Genomic DNA, 13,880 nt, shown 5'->3' with positions numbered 1-13,880 from the left:
GTGGCGAATTTAGAGTCAGTACAAAAGCTTGATGCGAAATCCGCGTCTGCTTCGGGTCCTGCTGCACAAACAGCAGGGCCCGGCGCCCGCGCCTGGGTGCTTGGCGTCTTGTGTTTCGTCTATGTGCTGAACTTTCTGGATCGGCAGCTCCTGTCGATTCTGGCGAAGCCGATCCAGGACGATCTTCATATCAGCGACGGACAGCTTGGACTGATCACCGGTCTTTATTTTGCGTTGTTCTACACCTTGATCGCGATTCCCGTTGGCTGGCTGGCCGACAAGACAAATCGTGTGAAAGTCCTGTCTTTTGCGTGTTTTTTGTGGAGTGCTGCCACCATCGCTTGCGGTCTTGCGAAAACCTTTCCGCAGCTTGTCATCGCACGAATGACAGTGGGCGTGGGGGAGGCGGGCGGCGTTCCACCGTCTTACGCGATCATTTCCGATTACTTTCCTTCCGGCACGCGCGGCCGCGCGCTCGGCATCTACAATATGGGGCCCCCCATCGGGATGGCGCTGGGCGTGGCCTTCGGCGCCTCGATCGCCGACGCCTATAGCTGGCGGGACGCCTTCATTCTCGTGGGCGCCATCGGAGTCGTCACCGCCATTATCGTTTTCTTTTTCGTCAAGGAACCGGCGCGGGGCGGGCTTGATGTCGCGAAGGCTGACGCCTCAGGGCCTGCCGCGAAGTTATCAGCCGCAAAATTCTGGCCCACCTGCAAAATGTTTTTCACCCGGCCTGTCTTATTCCTGATGGCGCTGGGCAGCGGCGCCACGCAGTTCGTCACCTATGCAGTGATCAATTTCACGACGCTTTTCCTCATGCGTGAGAAGGGCATGACGCTCGCCGAGGTCGCGATTTATTACGCGCTGCTGGTAGGGATTTGCGTCAGTGCGGGCATGTATGCTTCGGGCCGTCTGGTCGATTGGCTCGGCAAGCGCTCCAAAACTGCATACGCCTATGTGCCTGCCGTCGGTCTGTTGCTCGCCGTGCCGTTCTTTATCGGTTTCGTCTGGGCTCCCACATGGCCTCTGGCGCTGGCGTTTCTCGCGATCCCGACCGGTCTCAATTACTTCTATCTCTCGCCCGCCGTGGCGCTGGTGCAGGAGGAAGTGCGCCCGAATCAGCGTGTTCTCTCCGGCGCCTTGCTGCTTCTGGTGATGAATTTGATCGGCCTCGGCTTCGGGCCGACCTATCTTGGCATGGCCAGCGATTTTTTCCGCGCCAGCCATCCCGACAATTCCCTCCAGCTCGCTTTTTATACACTCATTCCGTTTTATTTTATCGCGGTGGCGATCTTCCTCCTGCTCGCGCGGGCGATACGCCGTGAAGCTGCTGCAACCGGAGGAGATGCCTGATGTCTTTTTTCACACGTTTTGCGGCGATCGCTTTTATGGTGGCGCCCGCCGCCTGCGCTCATGCTGACGCCGGTGAGGAGCGCAGGCCGGTTGTTGACGCGCCTGCGGGATCGATCAGAGGCGTCGAACTAAATGGTATCGAGGCGTTTAAAGGCATCCCCTATGCGGCGCCGCCTGTTGGGGATCTGCGCTGGAAGCCGCCTGCGCCGGCGGCGCAGTGGGAAGGCGAATTAGCTGCGGTGGAATACGGCCCTGCCTGTGTGCAATTCCGCGCCGATCCCACGAGCATCTATGCAGAAAATCTGAAAGCAATCAGCGAAGACTGTCTCTCTTTGAACATCTGGAAACCGGAAAACGCGAAAGACGCGCCGGTGTTCGTATGGATTCACGGCGGCGCCTTAAGAGGCGGCGCAAACAGCCTTTCCATGTATGACGGCGCAGCGCTCGCCGAAAGCGGCCTCGTCGTTGTCTCCATCAATTATCGTCTAGGCGCTTTGGGGTATCTCGCGCATCCAGAACTCAGCGCCGAATCTCCCGATAATGTTTCCGGCAATTACGGTCATCTCGACCAGATCGCGGCGCTCGAATGGGTTCAGCAAAATATTGAGGCGTTTGGCGGCGATCCGGACAATGTGACGATCGCCGGCGAGTCCGCGGGCGCGCTCAGCGTCATGTATCTCATGACCTCGCCGCCGGCGCGCGGTCTCTTCCACAAAGCCATCGCCCAGAGCGCCTATATGATTTCTACGCCGGCATTGAAGGAGGCGCGTTACGGCGTGCCGCCAGCCGAAGCCGTGGGCCTTTATATAGCGGACAAGCTTGGGGCGAAGAATATCGCCGAGTTGCGCGCGATGGACGCCGATACAGTCATCAAGGAATCGGTGAAGGCGGGATATGTCGCATGGGGTGTTGTGGACGGCGTTGTCCTTCCCGATGAAATCGTCAATGTCTTCGATCACGGCGAGCAGGCGCCTGTTCCGATCATCGCGGGTTTCAACAGCGGCGAAATCCGCTCCCTTCGCGCCCTTCTGCCGAAAGCGCCGAAAAACGCAAAAGAATATGAAGCTGAAATTCGCGCCCGTTATGGCGAACTCGCCGAAGCGTTTCTGAAACAGTATCCGCCCGAAAATGTCGAGGAAAGCATGCTCGCGACGACGCGTGATGCGATGTATGGATGGACCTCCGAACGTCTCGCGCGCAATCAGACAGAGATTGGCCAAGCGGGATATCTCTACATCTTTGACCATGGATATCCGGCGGCGGACGAGGCTGGACTACATGCCTTTCACGCCAGCGAAATCCCTTTCGTCTTTGGCACGATCCAAGAGACGACGCCGACCTGGCCGGATATTCCCGATACGCCGGCGGAAAAAAGAATGTCGGACGCCATGCTCAATTACTGGGTTTCTTTTGCGCGCGACGGCGTTCCAAGCGCGCCGGGCGAACATGAATGGCGGCCCTATTCCGCTGATGAAGCTTACATGCTTTTTGCGGATGCGCCCGAAGGCAGAGCTACGCACCTGCTTCCGGGCATGTATGAGCTGCATGAGGAAATTATGTGCCGCCGCCGCGCCGCGGGCATCGCATGGAACTGGAATGTCGGCGTCGCTTCGCCGCCTTTGCCGCCGCAAGTCCAGGAGTGCAAATGATAGACGGCGCGATGCAGACATATGCGCTCACCCTGGACAAGTTCATCGATCACGCAGCGAAGTGGCACCCTAATGTCGAGGTTGTAACCGCTCGGGGGGATGGCGGCGTCGACCGGATTGGGTATGCGCCTTTGCGCGCTCGGGCGCGGCGCGTTTCCGGCGCGCTGTCCGATCTTGGCGTTAGGTTTGGTGATCGCGTAGCCACGCTCGCCTGGAACTCGCAATCCCATATGGAGGCGTGGTACGCCATCATGGGCATGGGCGCGGTGTGTCACACGCTCAACCCCCGCCAGACCGCCGGCGAACTCGCCGCCATGCTGAAACAATCCGAAGCGCGGGTGCTGATTGTCAGCGCCGACCTTTTGACAAAAGCAAAACAGATCATCGAAAGCGTTCCTTCGGTCGCGCATCTGCTGGTCATTGACGGCGCGCTTCCTGAAGATCTCAAAGGCGCAAATCTCACTGCGTCGATGGCGGCGCTGGAAACAATGTTGGCTGCTGCGGCGGATGATGTCGTGTGGGGTGAGTTCGACGAGAACGCAGCGTCTGGCCTTTGCTTTACATCGGGCACAACCGGCGCCCCGAAAGGCGTCACTTATACCCACCGGTCCAGCTTTCTTCACACATTACGGCTGTTGCATGCGGATGTTTTCGCCATCACCTCAACCGATGTTGTGTTGCCTGTCGTGCCGATGTTTCATGCAAATGCTTGGGGCCTGCCTTTTGCGACGCCCGCGGCGGGCGCAAAGCTTGTCCTGCCGGGCCGGGCGACCGATGGCGCGAGCCTGGCTGAACTCATCGTTTCGGAAAATGTGACCGTAGCCGTCGGCGTGCCAACGGTCTGGCTCGGCCTTGTTGAGCATCTCGAAGCCAATGGCGGCGATGTGCCGTCGCTCAAGCGGATTATCGTCGGCGGATCGGCCCTGGCGCCGGCGCTGATGAAGAGGATTGAACGCCGGCTCGGCGTGATCGTGCAGACCAGTTGGGGAATGACCGAGCTTTCACCTTTGGGAACCAGCGCGTCCCCGCTTGATGTCTCTAGGGACGCCTCGGTTTCCGGCCGGCCAGGCATTGGCGTTGATCTCCTTTTAAAAGACTCTGAAGGCGAAGAATTGCCCGAGCAGCGAAACGCCGAAGGCCGGCTGCATGTGCGCGGCGCGGCGGTGGTGAGCCGTTACTTCGGACACCGGGAGCGGGCGACTGACGAAAACAACTGGTTCGATACCGGCGATCTCGCTAAAATTGATGATGACGGGAACCTCATCATCACTGGCCGGGCCAAGGACTTGATAAAATCGGGAGGGGAGTGGATAAACCCGGTTGAGATCGAGACTGTCGTCGGGGCGCTTCCTCAGGTGTCGCTGGTGGCGGTTATTGGCCGTTCCGATCCCAAATGGGGCGAGCGGCCTATTCTTTTGGTGGAGCTGCGGGAAAACCAGTCGATCAGCGACGAGGAGCTTCTCGAGCCTTTGCATGGCCGAGTCGCCTCCTGGTGGCTGCCGGATGAGGTGGTGCGTGTGCAGACCATGCCGCTCGCGCCGACAGGAAAAATTGACAAAATGCGCCTGAGGTCCGAGTACAATAGCGCATGAATCATGCTGCATTTCTGCTGCGGCATGCGGCGCGAGAACGGAAAGGCGATATTTGTGTCCACGGCGGCGAAAACCAAAAAGAAACGCCTGACCAAGGCGGAGCAGCGCGCCGAGACGATTGAGCAAATTCTCGACACGGCGGAGTTTCTTTTTTCAAAGCACGGGTTTTATGGCGTGACGCTGAAGGATGTCGCGAAAGGCGTTGGGGTTCATCACACGCTGCTGAATTATTATTTCGATGACAAGAAGAAGCTGTTTGACGCTGTTTTCGAACGCCGCGCTGTCGTGACCAGCGAGCGGCGCATGAAAGTCCTCGATGAGTACGACAAGAAGACGAAAGGCAAGCCCACCGTCGAAGGCGCGTTGCGCGCATTTCTGGATACGGACCTTGATCTCTATATCGAAGGCGGCGAGGGCTGGAGAAACTATGCAGCGCTTGCTTCCCAGGTCGCCAACACGCCGGAATGGGGCGCTGAAATGATGGACCAGCATTTCGATCCCGTAGTATTGCGGCTGATCGACATTCTGAAAAAGGCGCTGCCAGATTGTTCCGAAGAAGATATCTTCTGGGGCTATCACTTCGTCACAGGGGCGCTGATGCTAACGCTGGCGCGAACAGGGCGGATCGACAAACTCTCGAACGGGCTTTGCAAGTCTGACGATTTTCGCGCGGTGAAAAAGCGCATGGCGACCTTCATGGCGGCGGGCTTTCTGGAGGTTTGCCAGCAACGCAAGGCAGAGCGGAAAGCGTAAAGGCGGGATTTCTTATGAATAACTTTGATGAATTTATTAACTCACAAGTGAGTTAATAAAAAAGGAGCGTAAGGAAGGGTGGTCGAATGAGACTTCAGGATAGGGTTGCGATTGTGACTGGCGCTGGCGGCGGATTGGGCCGTCAACACGCGCTTTTGCTCGCTAGGCATGGGGCGAAGATCGTCGTCAATGACATGAACGCAGAAAGCGCCGCAAAGGTGGCTGAAGAGATCACCGCCATGGGCGGCGAGGCGGTTGGTTTTGCAGCTTCCGTAACGGACGAAGACCAGGTCGCGGCTATGGTCGATCAGACGATGTCGGCCTGGGGTCGCGCCGATATCCTTGTCAACAATGCCGGGATCCTGCGTGACAAGAGTTTCGCGAAGATGGACCTCGCAGACTTTCGCCTTGTGGTCGATGTGCATCTCATGGGCGCGGTGATTTGCACGAAGGCGCTTTGGGAGATCATGCGCCAGCAAGCTTATGGACGTATCGTCATGACCACGTCTTCGTCCGGGCTCTACGGCAATTTCGGTCAGGCGAATTACGGTGCGGCGAAAATGGCTTTGGTCGGCTTAATGCAGACGCTGGCGATCGAAGGCGAGAAATACGAAATTCGCGTCAACTGTCTTGCGCCGACAGCGGCGACGCAAATGACCGATGGTCTCCTTCCTGAAGAGGCGCTGAATAGACTGAAGCCTGAACTTGTGAGCCCCGGTCTTCTCGCATTGACAAGCGAAGACGCGCCGACCCGGGCGATCCTGTGCGCCGGCGCAGGGCATTTCGCCCGCGCCAACATCACCCTCACCAAAGGGGCTTATGTGGGCGGAGGCGAGGGCGCCGGCGATGAAGTCTTCGAGCGCTGGGATAAAATCAGCGATCGCAAGGACGAAATCGTTCCCGCTTACGGCTTTTCGCAATTGGAGCGGGAGCTCGCCAGCGCCAAGGAAAATGCGTTAGTAGACGGTTAACCATATTGATCTGGCTCCGTTTTTTAGGAGCCGGATTTTTCACCTGTCACGCGTCTGTCTGCTGCTGATCGCTACATTTTTATATTTTACGCCAGTTTCACCCCCAACGCCTGCAATAGGAAGCGGTGTTTTGGGTTGGCTGATGGATCTTGGAAATATCAATTTGCGTTTGCCTGCGTCCTCCGCTTCGGGAGAGCAGGGTGGAGCAAAAGGTCAGAAAAAATCCGGCGAAGCCCCAGCGGAAGGCGGCTTTGCGGGGCTGATCGCCTCTCTTCTTTCAGCGGCGCGCGGAGAAACAAAGCCTGTGGGAGAAGGCGCTGAATCTCAAGCAACGCCGTTGAAAGCCGGCGGTCCCGTTTCCGCGCAGGCGCTCGCTGCTGATGCAGCAGCAGCGCAAGCGGCGCTGACCAATGGCGCCGGAAAAGCGCCTGCAAACGGCCAGATCATCACGCAGCTTAGCGGCGTTCAGCCAAATACCAATGACATCGCGGCTAAAGCTGAACAGGCGCCAAGAATTACTCCTCTCGTGACTGCGAAAACTGGGATGGTCCCGGTGAGTCCGCAAAAGTCGCCATTGCAAAACGCGGCGCCTGCGAGTGAATTCGTGGAAATGGCGACCGTAGATGGCGAGGCGCGCCTCGAAGGCAAGGCTGCGCAAAATCCGGAGGCCGTAACTGCCAAGAACCAGGACGCTCTGCTCAAAGGCGCGTCAGCCGCTGCGAAGCCGGTTCAAGACAAGCTGGCGGAAATCCAGGTTCAACTGGCCCCTGGTAGAGAATCCAGCGAGCTCGCCCTGCGGGAGGCGACTGGCGCGATCTCTACGGGGTCTGCGCCTGAAGCCAGCGGCGTGAAACCGTCTGCCCCCAGCGTCCAATCAGGCGCCCAGAATATTGTTGCGCAGGTGGCGCAGCAACTGACCCATGCGGTTCGCGGCGGCATGCAGCATATCCGTTTTCAGTTGCATCCGGCGGAGCTGGGGCAGGTTTCTGTTCAGCTTAAAATTCGTGATGGCGCTGCAAAGGTGGTGATTACCGCAGATAATCCTGCGGCCGTCGAATCCATGCGCCAGGCGGCCGGCGCCCTGCACCAATCGCTGCAATCGGCGGGCGTGCAACTCGACCGTGAGCATCTCTATTTTCAGCAGCAGGATGGCGGGGCGATGGATCAGTTTACATCCGGCGATGAAGCCCGCCGCAATGGCGACGATAATACCGCCGACGATAATGCCTCTGCATCCCGCCGTCAGGAAGCGAACGATCCGCAGCAGCAGGACGGCAAGAACGACGGTATTTTCCTTTAAGTTGGACGCAAGGTTCAGGAGTTCAGGACGATGGAAACGATTTCGCCCATTTCCAAGACCGGCGCTGCGCAAGGCGCTGGGCCTTCTACCGCCAAACTCGGCATGCAGAATATTTCGGACAACTACGACACTTTTCTCAATCTGCTGACGGTGCAGTTGCAGAACCAGGATCCGCTCAACCCCATGGATCCGACCCAGTTCGTGGCGCAGCTCGCCCAATTCAGCCAGCTTGAGCAGTCCGTGTCTCAAACCTCGGCGCTGGAAAATCTCGTCGCCCTCACGCGCGCGAACGAAGCCCGGGCGGGGATCGATTTCCTTGGCCGTCCGGTGGAAGCAGTGAGCGAAGAAATCGCCTTTGACGGAACGGTGGCGGCGTTCGATTACGATGTTACGATCCCTGGCGGTAAAAAAATGGAAGTGCGGATTTTCGACGCCAATGACAATCTCGTCGCCAAACTGGATGCAGCGAATACAATCGGCCGCCACGGCCTGGTCTGGGACGGCGAGATGGAGACAGGCGGATCGGCGCTGCCAGGCGTCTACCACGCCGAACTCGTCGCTATTAGCGAGGACGAGGCCAAAAGCGGCGGCGATATCATCGTCACGGATATCGTGAAAGAACTGCGCTACACCCAAAGCGGCGCCGTGCTTCAGCTCAACTCCGGCGCAAGCATCAGCCCCGGCGCGGTGCTCGCGGTGCACGATCTCTAGAGAGCGGGTTAGACGAAAATCAGAAAAGGCGGCCCGTGAGGCCGCCTTTTCCTATAGGAGATGTTTACAGCGTCATGCTGCGTGCGCCGCTGCGATAGACAAAGTTGATGATCTCGGCGACGGCCTTGTAATATTCTTCCGGAATGGGCTGGTCTTCCTGAAGCGCTGCGTGAAGACCGCGGGCGAGCGGCTTGTTCTCGACCACGGGCACATTATGCCGCTTGGCGATCTCGCGGATCTTGAGCGCGATCTTGTTGCGTCCCTTGGCGACGCAGATCGGCGCATCGGATTCCTCCGGCGCATAGCGCAGGGCGACCGCGTAATGGGTCGGGTTGGTGATGACGACCGTCGCCGTCGGCACTGCCTGGAGGCGCGCCCGGCGTTTGCGTGACCGGCGCATCTCGGCGATGCGCGCCTTGATCTGCGGGTCGCCCTCGAGCGCCTTGTGCTCGTCCTTGACCTCCTGCTTGGTCATTTTGAGATTGCGCCGCCATTCAAAGCGCCGCCACAGGACGTCGAGCACGGCAATGGCGATGGTCGTGATAAAGACGACGCTGAGGAGCCGCACGACGATGCGTTGAATACGGCCCGGCATGGAGGCGATGTCATACGCCGCGGCGGAGCTCAAATCCGAAATTTCCGACGCGGTGAACATCACCACAACGGTGGTGACAACGGTGACTTTCGCCATGCTTTTGGCGAGCTCTACAAGGGACGACTGTGAGAACATGCGCTTAAATCCCTTTGCCGGACTGATCCGGTTAGCTTGCGGTTTGATTCTTTCAGTGGCGAAAACGACAGCGTTCTGGGCGAAAGCGGACAGGAAGCCAGCAGCGGCGAAACCGGCGAAGATCGGGCAGAGCGCCACGAAGAGAATGGTGAAGAGCCGGGTCCAGAGCGCACCGAGATTCTGATAGGCGCTGGCGATGCGGATGTCGTGAACATTGGAGATCAGCGATCCAAGAGCGATGCGGAATTCATTGGCGACGCCCGGGGCGCCGAACGCCATGAGGCCTGCGGCGCAGGCGATGCTGGCCGCTGTTGCGACTTCGCGAGACGTCGGCGTATCGCCTTTTTTCCGGGCGTCACGAAGCTTCTTCTCGCTCGGGTCCTCGGTTTTCTGACTCTGATCCGTTTCGTCGCTCATGGGGCGCTCCTACTGAAACGGGGCAGCAAGCCAGGCGGCGAAGACGCCGCGAAAGGCGTTGAGCATGGGCGCGACGGCGAAGGCGAGAACATAAAGCCCGCCGAGGATCGACATGGGCATGGCGACGAAATAGAGCGGCAGCGTCGCCAGCATCTTGTTTGTAAGGCCGACGCCGAGATTGAACACGAGGCTCAATAGAACGAAAGGCGCCGCCATCTGGACGCCAAGAATGAAGACGCCGGCGAAAACCGTGATGATGTGTTTCGCCGCGTCGCCGAGATGCGGCAACTCTCCGACGGCTATAACGGCGTAGCTGCTCGAGATCGCATCGAGCATGAAATAATGAAGGCCCGACACGAAGATGAACATCAGCGCGCCCATGTAAAACCAGACGCCCAACACGGAATTAGCCTCTAGGCTCATGCCGGCGGGAACGAAGATATTGGAAATCGAGGTGAGCTGGCTGGTGATCTGGCCGGCAATGACGGGAGCAGCGAGAAAGAGGCGCATAGCCCCGCCGAAGATGAGACCTGTCGCCGTTTCGGCGATCACTGCTGAGGCATAGGCGCCGAAATCGCTTGTATCGAATTGCAGCCCTGATGACTTCCCCGCGTAAAGCACGCCGCTGACCGCGAGGGCGAGAAGCAGCCGCGCCCGGGCCGGTATCCAGGACTCGCCTATGCCAGGCATCAACATGATGATGGCGCCGACGCGGGCGAGGATCAGCATGAAGCCATAGACCGGTTCGATGGAGATTTCATAGCTCATGGCCCACGCCGCCTATATCTGATCGATAGTGCGGATCGGCGCGCTGGCGTGCAGTTCGTTATGGGAGATGATCGGCGTGTCGGGCGCGGCGCGCTCAAGCAGGGAGCGAACGAATGGCCGCGCTTCGCCCGAGCAAAGGATCACCGGCGTGATCTCTGCGTCACGGTTCTTCGCGAGCTTCGAACGGGCCGTGGCGATGAATTCCTGCACCAGCGACGGCGCCATGGCGAAGGTGCGTTCCTCGCCGGGGTTGCCCTGCAGGCTTTCGAGGAAGTTCTTTTCCCATTTTGCGGTCATTGTGAGCACGGGAATATAGCCGTCAGGCCCCATCACCGCGCTCGAAATCTGTTTGCCGAGGCGCGTGCGAACATGCTCCACAATCACAGTCACATTGCGCGTCCAGCCGCAGGCTTCGCTGATCGCTTCGAGAATCTGCGGCAGGTTGCGGATGGAAACCCGCTCCGCAAGAAGACCCTGCAGAATGCGCTGTATGCCAACAAGGGAAATCTGCGCGGGTGTGATGTCGTTCAAAAGCTTGCGGTATTCCGGATCGAGCGTTTCCACGAGCCGTTGCAGCGCTCCATAGGTGAGAAGCGATGGCAGATTGTCTTTGATGGTTTCCGATATATGCGTGATGAGCACACTGTCCGGCCCCACCACCGTATAGCCTTTTTCCTCGGCCTGATCAGCCATGGAGGCGTCGATCCAGCGCGCTTTCATGCCAAAACTCGGATCGGTGGTTTCCTCGCCCGCCATGTCGATCTCGCCGCCTGACGGATTGATCGCCATGACGCAGTTGGAGCGCACGACGCCGGTCGCGACTTCGATGTCCTGCACCGAAATGCTGTATTCTTCCGGATTGACATAAAGATTGTCATTGATGCGGACGGGCGGCAGCAGAAAGCCGTAATCCGAGGCAAAGCGGCGGCGCAGGGATTTGACCTTGTCAGCGAGGCTGTATTGCGGATCGGAAATCATGGCGAGGAGGCGTGAGCCCACATCAAGCTGAAGATCTTCGATTTTGAGCTTGTCTTCGGCGCGTTCTTCCTTCGGCTTGCCCGTGGCCTGCGCGGATGATTTGTTTTGTTCGAGCACAGCTTTCCTGCGCGGGCCGTAATAGCCGGCGCCGGCGAGGGCGCCGCCAAGCGCCATAAAGGGAAGAAAGGGAAGACCGGGCGCGAGGCCGAGCACGATCATCAAGCCGCCCACCATGTAGAGCGCCTTCGGATACTCTCCGAGCTGGGAAAGGACCGCGCGGTCGGCGCTGCCGAAGTTGCGGCCCTTGGAAACGAGAAGGCCTGCGGCGAGCGAGACGATGAGCGCCGGAATTTGCGAGGCGAGACCGTCGCCGATGGTGAGTGTCGTGTAAGACGCGGCCGCTTCACCGATGGGCAGGGACATCTGGGCGACGCCGATGACGATGCCGCCGATGATATTGATAAAAGTTATGATCATGCCGGCGATGGCGTCGCCGCGCACGAATTTCGAGGCGCCGTCCATCGCGCCGAAGAAAGCGCTTTCGTCCTCGAGTTCGTGGCGGCGTTTACGAGCCTCGATATCGTCGATGAGGCCCGCGGAAAGATCGGCGTCGATGGCCATCTGCTTGCCGGGAATGGCGTCAAGGGTGAAGCGCGCGCCGACCTCGGCGATCCGGGTTGCGCCTTTCGTAATGACGATGAAGTTGATGACGATGAGGATTGCGAAAACAATGAGACCGATGACGAAATTGCCGCCGATCATCAGTTGCGAAAAGCCGTAGATGACCGCCCCGGCGGCGTCGATGCCCGTATGGCCCTCAGACAGGATAAGCCGCGTCGAGGCGATGTTGAGCGCCAGGCGCAGGATGGTCGCGATCAGGAGGATCGTCGGGAATGACGAGAAATTCAGAGGCTTTTCAATCCACAGAGCCACCATCAGGATCAGGACCGAAAGAGCGAGGGAAAAGGTCAGCCCGAGATCGAGTATCCACGGCGGAAGCGGCGCGAACAGAACAATAAGAATGCCGACGACGCCGAGCGCGAAGAAGACATCGCGATGCGCATCGGCTTCAAAAAGTCTGGCGACCCGTTCCATTGTTGTTGTCCCCGTTGGGCCGCCGCGCCCCTAATACCCGTTGATGATTTTGTCGCCGATAAAGGCGGTGTATTGACCCATGGCGTGAAAGCTCAGCGGCAGGGTCAGAAGGATCACGATGAAAATCACCGCGAATTTCGGCACGAAGGTCAGCGTCATTTCCTGAATTTGCGTCAGCGCCTGAAATAGCGCGATGATTAGGCCGATAAGCGAACCCGCCAGAAGCGGCGGGCTGCAAATCACCAGCGTTGTCCAGAACGCCTGGCGCAAAACCTCTATGACGTCAGCTTCCTGCATGGCGCTAGATCGGCATCCTCATAATTTCCTGATAGGATTCGATCAGTTTGTTGCGGACCGAAACGGCCGTCTCGACCGCAAGCTCGGCGCGCACTGTCGCCTGAACGACGTCCTGCAGGCCGGCCCCGCCCTGCATGGCGCTCATCGCCGTTGCTTCGCTCGACTTGACCGAGGAGACTGTAGACGCGGCGGCGGCTTTCAGCGTGTCGACGAAACTCACCGAAGACGCAGGCGAAGAGGTTTTGACGGAACCGGTCTTATCCGCCGTCGCCTGTGCGATGCCTGCTATCGAAGATACCGGATCAACCATGAAAAGCCCCTTATCCGTTGCGGTCAAGCAGCGCGAGTGTATTCGCCGCCATGGAGCGCGCCTGTTCGATGATGTTCAGATTGGCGTCATAGCTGCGGCTCGCCTCGCGCATGTCGGTCATCTCGATCAGCGGGTTGACGTTCGGCATTTTCACATAACCGTCCGCATTCGCGCCCGGATGCGAAGGGTTGTGAACCATCGTAAATTCCGACGGATCAACGCCGATGCGTTTGATGTTGACAAGTTCGGCGCCGAAAGACCGGTCGAACTTGCTTTCGAACACCACCGTTTTACGTTGATAGGGATCCCCTCCCGGCGCGGCGGATGTCGAATTGGCGTTGGCGATGTTCTCGGCTGTCATCCGGATGCGCAGGCTTTGAGCCTCGAGGCCGGATGCGGCGATTTTCATGGCAGCAGAAATGGAATCCATAACGCCTTGCTCCTAAATTCTATTCGTTTACCCGCGGGTGTTGAGCGCTGCGCGCAGCATGGTGATGTGTTTGCGCATGACGCTTGCCGCTGTCTGGTAGTCCTTGGCGCTGTCTGACGCCTTGATCATTTCTTCTTCGAGCAGGACCGAGTTGTTCGAAGGGGCGACTTCCCAGCCTTCATAGGTCCTGTCCTCCCTATATTCTCCCGCCGTCTTAGCAGCGGCGAGATGGCCTGCATTGGTTGCCGAAAGCTGATGGGCCGCTGCGCTGTTGTTGAGCATCGCCTTGAACGGCTTCAGATCCTTTGAGGCATAGCCGGGCGTGTCCGCATGGGCGACGTTCTGCGCAATGAGCGTGTGACGCACGCGCAGATAGTCCATACGCTGATTGATAACGTTGAAGAGGCCGACGCCGTCTACAAGCATGAAATCCTGTCCCGCTATTCAAGCAGAGGTAACAAACAAAGCTGAGTTTAAACGCAGATGAAATGAACGATTTGAAGCATTGGATTAAAAATGTATT

At 58.6% G+C, this 13,880-nt stretch carries 14 protein-coding genes; 7 read left to right on the top strand and 7 right to left on the bottom strand.

The features are described from left to right. The 7 genes from ACQY5P_RS08905 (at position 1) to ACQY5P_RS08875 (ending at position 8,332) form a co-directional block, all read left to right on the top strand. Positions 1 to 1,356 carry a spinster family MFS transporter gene (locus ACQY5P_RS08905; protein ID WP_428410394.1) on the top strand — a complete coding sequence of 452 codons (1,356 nt, stop codon included), beginning with the start codon at positions 1 to 3 and terminating at the stop codon, positions 1,354 to 1,356. Beyond that, positions 1,356 to 3,005, top strand: coding sequence for a carboxylesterase/lipase family protein (locus tag ACQY5P_RS08900; protein ID WP_428410393.1), 1,650 nt, complete (start codon positions 1,356 to 1,358; stop codon positions 3,003 to 3,005). The genes ACQY5P_RS08905 and ACQY5P_RS08900 overlap by 1 nt, the downstream gene beginning before the upstream one ends. Beyond that, a complete protein-coding gene (locus ACQY5P_RS08895; protein ID WP_428410392.1) occupies positions 3,002 to 4,597 on the top strand; it encodes a long-chain-fatty-acid--CoA ligase in 1,596 nt (531 codons plus the stop codon). Before ACQY5P_RS08900 ends, ACQY5P_RS08895 begins: the two co-directional genes overlap by 4 nt. 24 nt (positions 4,598 to 4,621) lie before the next feature. Then, entirely contained in the window at positions 4,622 to 5,350 is a 729-nt protein-coding gene (locus ACQY5P_RS08890; RefSeq protein ID WP_428410642.1) for a TetR/AcrR family transcriptional regulator, read from the top strand. A gap of 86 nt (positions 5,351 to 5,436) precedes the next feature. Then, entirely contained in the window at positions 5,437 to 6,321 is an 885-nt protein-coding gene (locus ACQY5P_RS08885) for an SDR family NAD(P)-dependent oxidoreductase (protein WP_428410391.1), read from the top strand. Between the two features lie 142 nt (positions 6,322 to 6,463). Beyond that, complete coding sequence (locus tag ACQY5P_RS08880; RefSeq protein WP_428410390.1) at positions 6,464 to 7,621, top strand: flagellar hook-length control protein FliK; 1,158 nt, start codon at positions 6,464 to 6,466, stop codon at positions 7,619 to 7,621. Positions 7,622 to 7,651: 30 nt separating this feature from the next. After that, on the top strand, positions 7,652 to 8,332 hold the full coding sequence (locus tag ACQY5P_RS08875) for a flagellar hook assembly protein FlgD (RefSeq protein WP_428410389.1): 681 nt from the start codon (positions 7,652 to 7,654) through the stop codon (positions 8,330 to 8,332). Between the two features lie 64 nt (positions 8,333 to 8,396). Here ACQY5P_RS08875 and flhB read toward each other — a convergent pair whose 3' ends face one another. From flhB to ACQY5P_RS08840, 7 genes are read right to left on the bottom strand one after another with little or no spacing between them, the layout of a single operon-like run. Further along, complete coding sequence (gene flhB, locus ACQY5P_RS08870; protein WP_428410388.1) at positions 8,397 to 9,479, bottom strand: flagellar biosynthesis protein FlhB; 1,083 nt, start codon at positions 9,477 to 9,479, stop codon at positions 8,397 to 8,399. 9 nt (positions 9,480 to 9,488) lie between these two features. Beyond that, positions 9,489 to 10,247 (bottom strand): flagellar biosynthetic protein FliR, encoded by a 759-nt coding sequence (locus ACQY5P_RS08865; protein WP_428410387.1) that lies wholly within the window; start codon positions 10,245 to 10,247, stop codon positions 9,489 to 9,491. Between the two features lie 12 nt (positions 10,248 to 10,259). Then, complete coding sequence (flhA, locus tag ACQY5P_RS08860) at positions 10,260 to 12,320, bottom strand: flagellar biosynthesis protein FlhA (protein ID WP_428410386.1); 2,061 nt, start codon at positions 12,318 to 12,320, stop codon at positions 10,260 to 10,262. Positions 12,321 to 12,350: 30 nt separating this feature from the next. Continuing rightward, a complete protein-coding gene (gene fliQ / locus ACQY5P_RS08855; RefSeq protein WP_428410385.1) occupies positions 12,351 to 12,617 on the bottom strand; it encodes a flagellar biosynthesis protein FliQ in 267 nt (88 codons plus the stop codon). A gap of 4 nt (positions 12,618 to 12,621) precedes the next feature. After that, positions 12,622 to 12,927: a flagellar hook-basal body complex protein FliE gene (locus tag ACQY5P_RS08850; RefSeq protein ID WP_428410384.1), complete on the bottom strand. Its 306-nt coding sequence runs from the start codon at positions 12,925 to 12,927 to the stop codon at positions 12,622 to 12,624. Positions 12,928 to 12,937: 10 nt separating this feature from the next. After that, on the bottom strand, positions 12,938 to 13,357 hold the full coding sequence (gene flgC / locus ACQY5P_RS08845; RefSeq protein WP_428410383.1) for a flagellar basal body rod protein FlgC: 420 nt from the start codon (positions 13,355 to 13,357) through the stop codon (positions 12,938 to 12,940). Positions 13,358 to 13,384: 27 nt separating this feature from the next. Next, positions 13,385 to 13,783: a flagellar basal body rod protein FlgB gene (locus tag ACQY5P_RS08840; protein ID WP_428410382.1), complete on the bottom strand. Its 399-nt coding sequence runs from the start codon at positions 13,781 to 13,783 to the stop codon at positions 13,385 to 13,387. Positions 13,784 to 13,880 lie beyond the last annotated feature (97 nt).

Origin of the sequence: Hyphococcus sp., assembly GCF_965267305.1 — a bacterium.
In the GTDB taxonomy this organism is placed as follows: Bacteria; Pseudomonadota; Alphaproteobacteria; order Caulobacterales; family Parvularculaceae; genus Hyphococcus.
This window is presented reverse-complemented; position numbering and strand designations above follow the sequence as displayed.

Excerpts from the sequence above, each read along its gene's own strand:
- ACQY5P_RS08900 (WP_428410393.1), top strand. The coding sequence starts at position 1,356 with ATGTCTTTTTTCACACGTTTTGCGGCGATCGCTTTTATGGTGGCGCCC.
- ACQY5P_RS08895 (WP_428410392.1), top strand. The coding sequence starts at position 3,002 with ATGATAGACGGCGCGATGCAGACATATGCGCTCACCCTGGACAAGTTC.
- ACQY5P_RS08890 (WP_428410642.1), top strand. The coding sequence starts at position 4,622 with ATGCGGCGCGAGAACGGAAAGGCGATATTTGTGTCCACGGCGGCGAAA.
- ACQY5P_RS08885 (WP_428410391.1), top strand. The coding sequence starts at position 5,437 with ATGAGACTTCAGGATAGGGTTGCGATTGTGACTGGCGCTGGCGGCGGA.
- ACQY5P_RS08880 (WP_428410390.1), top strand. The coding sequence starts at position 6,464 with ATGGATCTTGGAAATATCAATTTGCGTTTGCCTGCGTCCTCCGCTTCG.
- ACQY5P_RS08875 (WP_428410389.1), top strand. The coding sequence starts at position 7,652 with ATGGAAACGATTTCGCCCATTTCCAAGACCGGCGCTGCGCAAGGCGCT.
- flhB (WP_428410388.1), bottom strand. The coding sequence starts at position 9,479 with ATGAGCGACGAAACGGATCAGAGTCAGAAAACCGAGGACCCGAGCGAG.
- ACQY5P_RS08865 (WP_428410387.1), bottom strand. The coding sequence starts at position 10,247 with ATGAGCTATGAAATCTCCATCGAACCGGTCTATGGCTTCATGCTGATC.
- flhA (WP_428410386.1), bottom strand. The coding sequence starts at position 12,320 with ATGGAACGGGTCGCCAGACTTTTTGAAGCCGATGCGCATCGCGATGTC.
- fliQ (WP_428410385.1), bottom strand. The coding sequence starts at position 12,617 with ATGCAGGAAGCTGACGTCATAGAGGTTTTGCGCCAGGCGTTCTGGACA.
- ACQY5P_RS08850 (WP_428410384.1), bottom strand. The coding sequence starts at position 12,927 with ATGGTTGATCCGGTATCTTCGATAGCAGGCATCGCACAGGCGACGGCG.
- flgC (WP_428410383.1), bottom strand. The coding sequence starts at position 13,357 with ATGGATTCCATTTCTGCTGCCATGAAAATCGCCGCATCCGGCCTCGAG.
- ACQY5P_RS08840 (WP_428410382.1), bottom strand. The coding sequence starts at position 13,783 with ATGCTTGTAGACGGCGTCGGCCTCTTCAACGTTATCAATCAGCGTATG.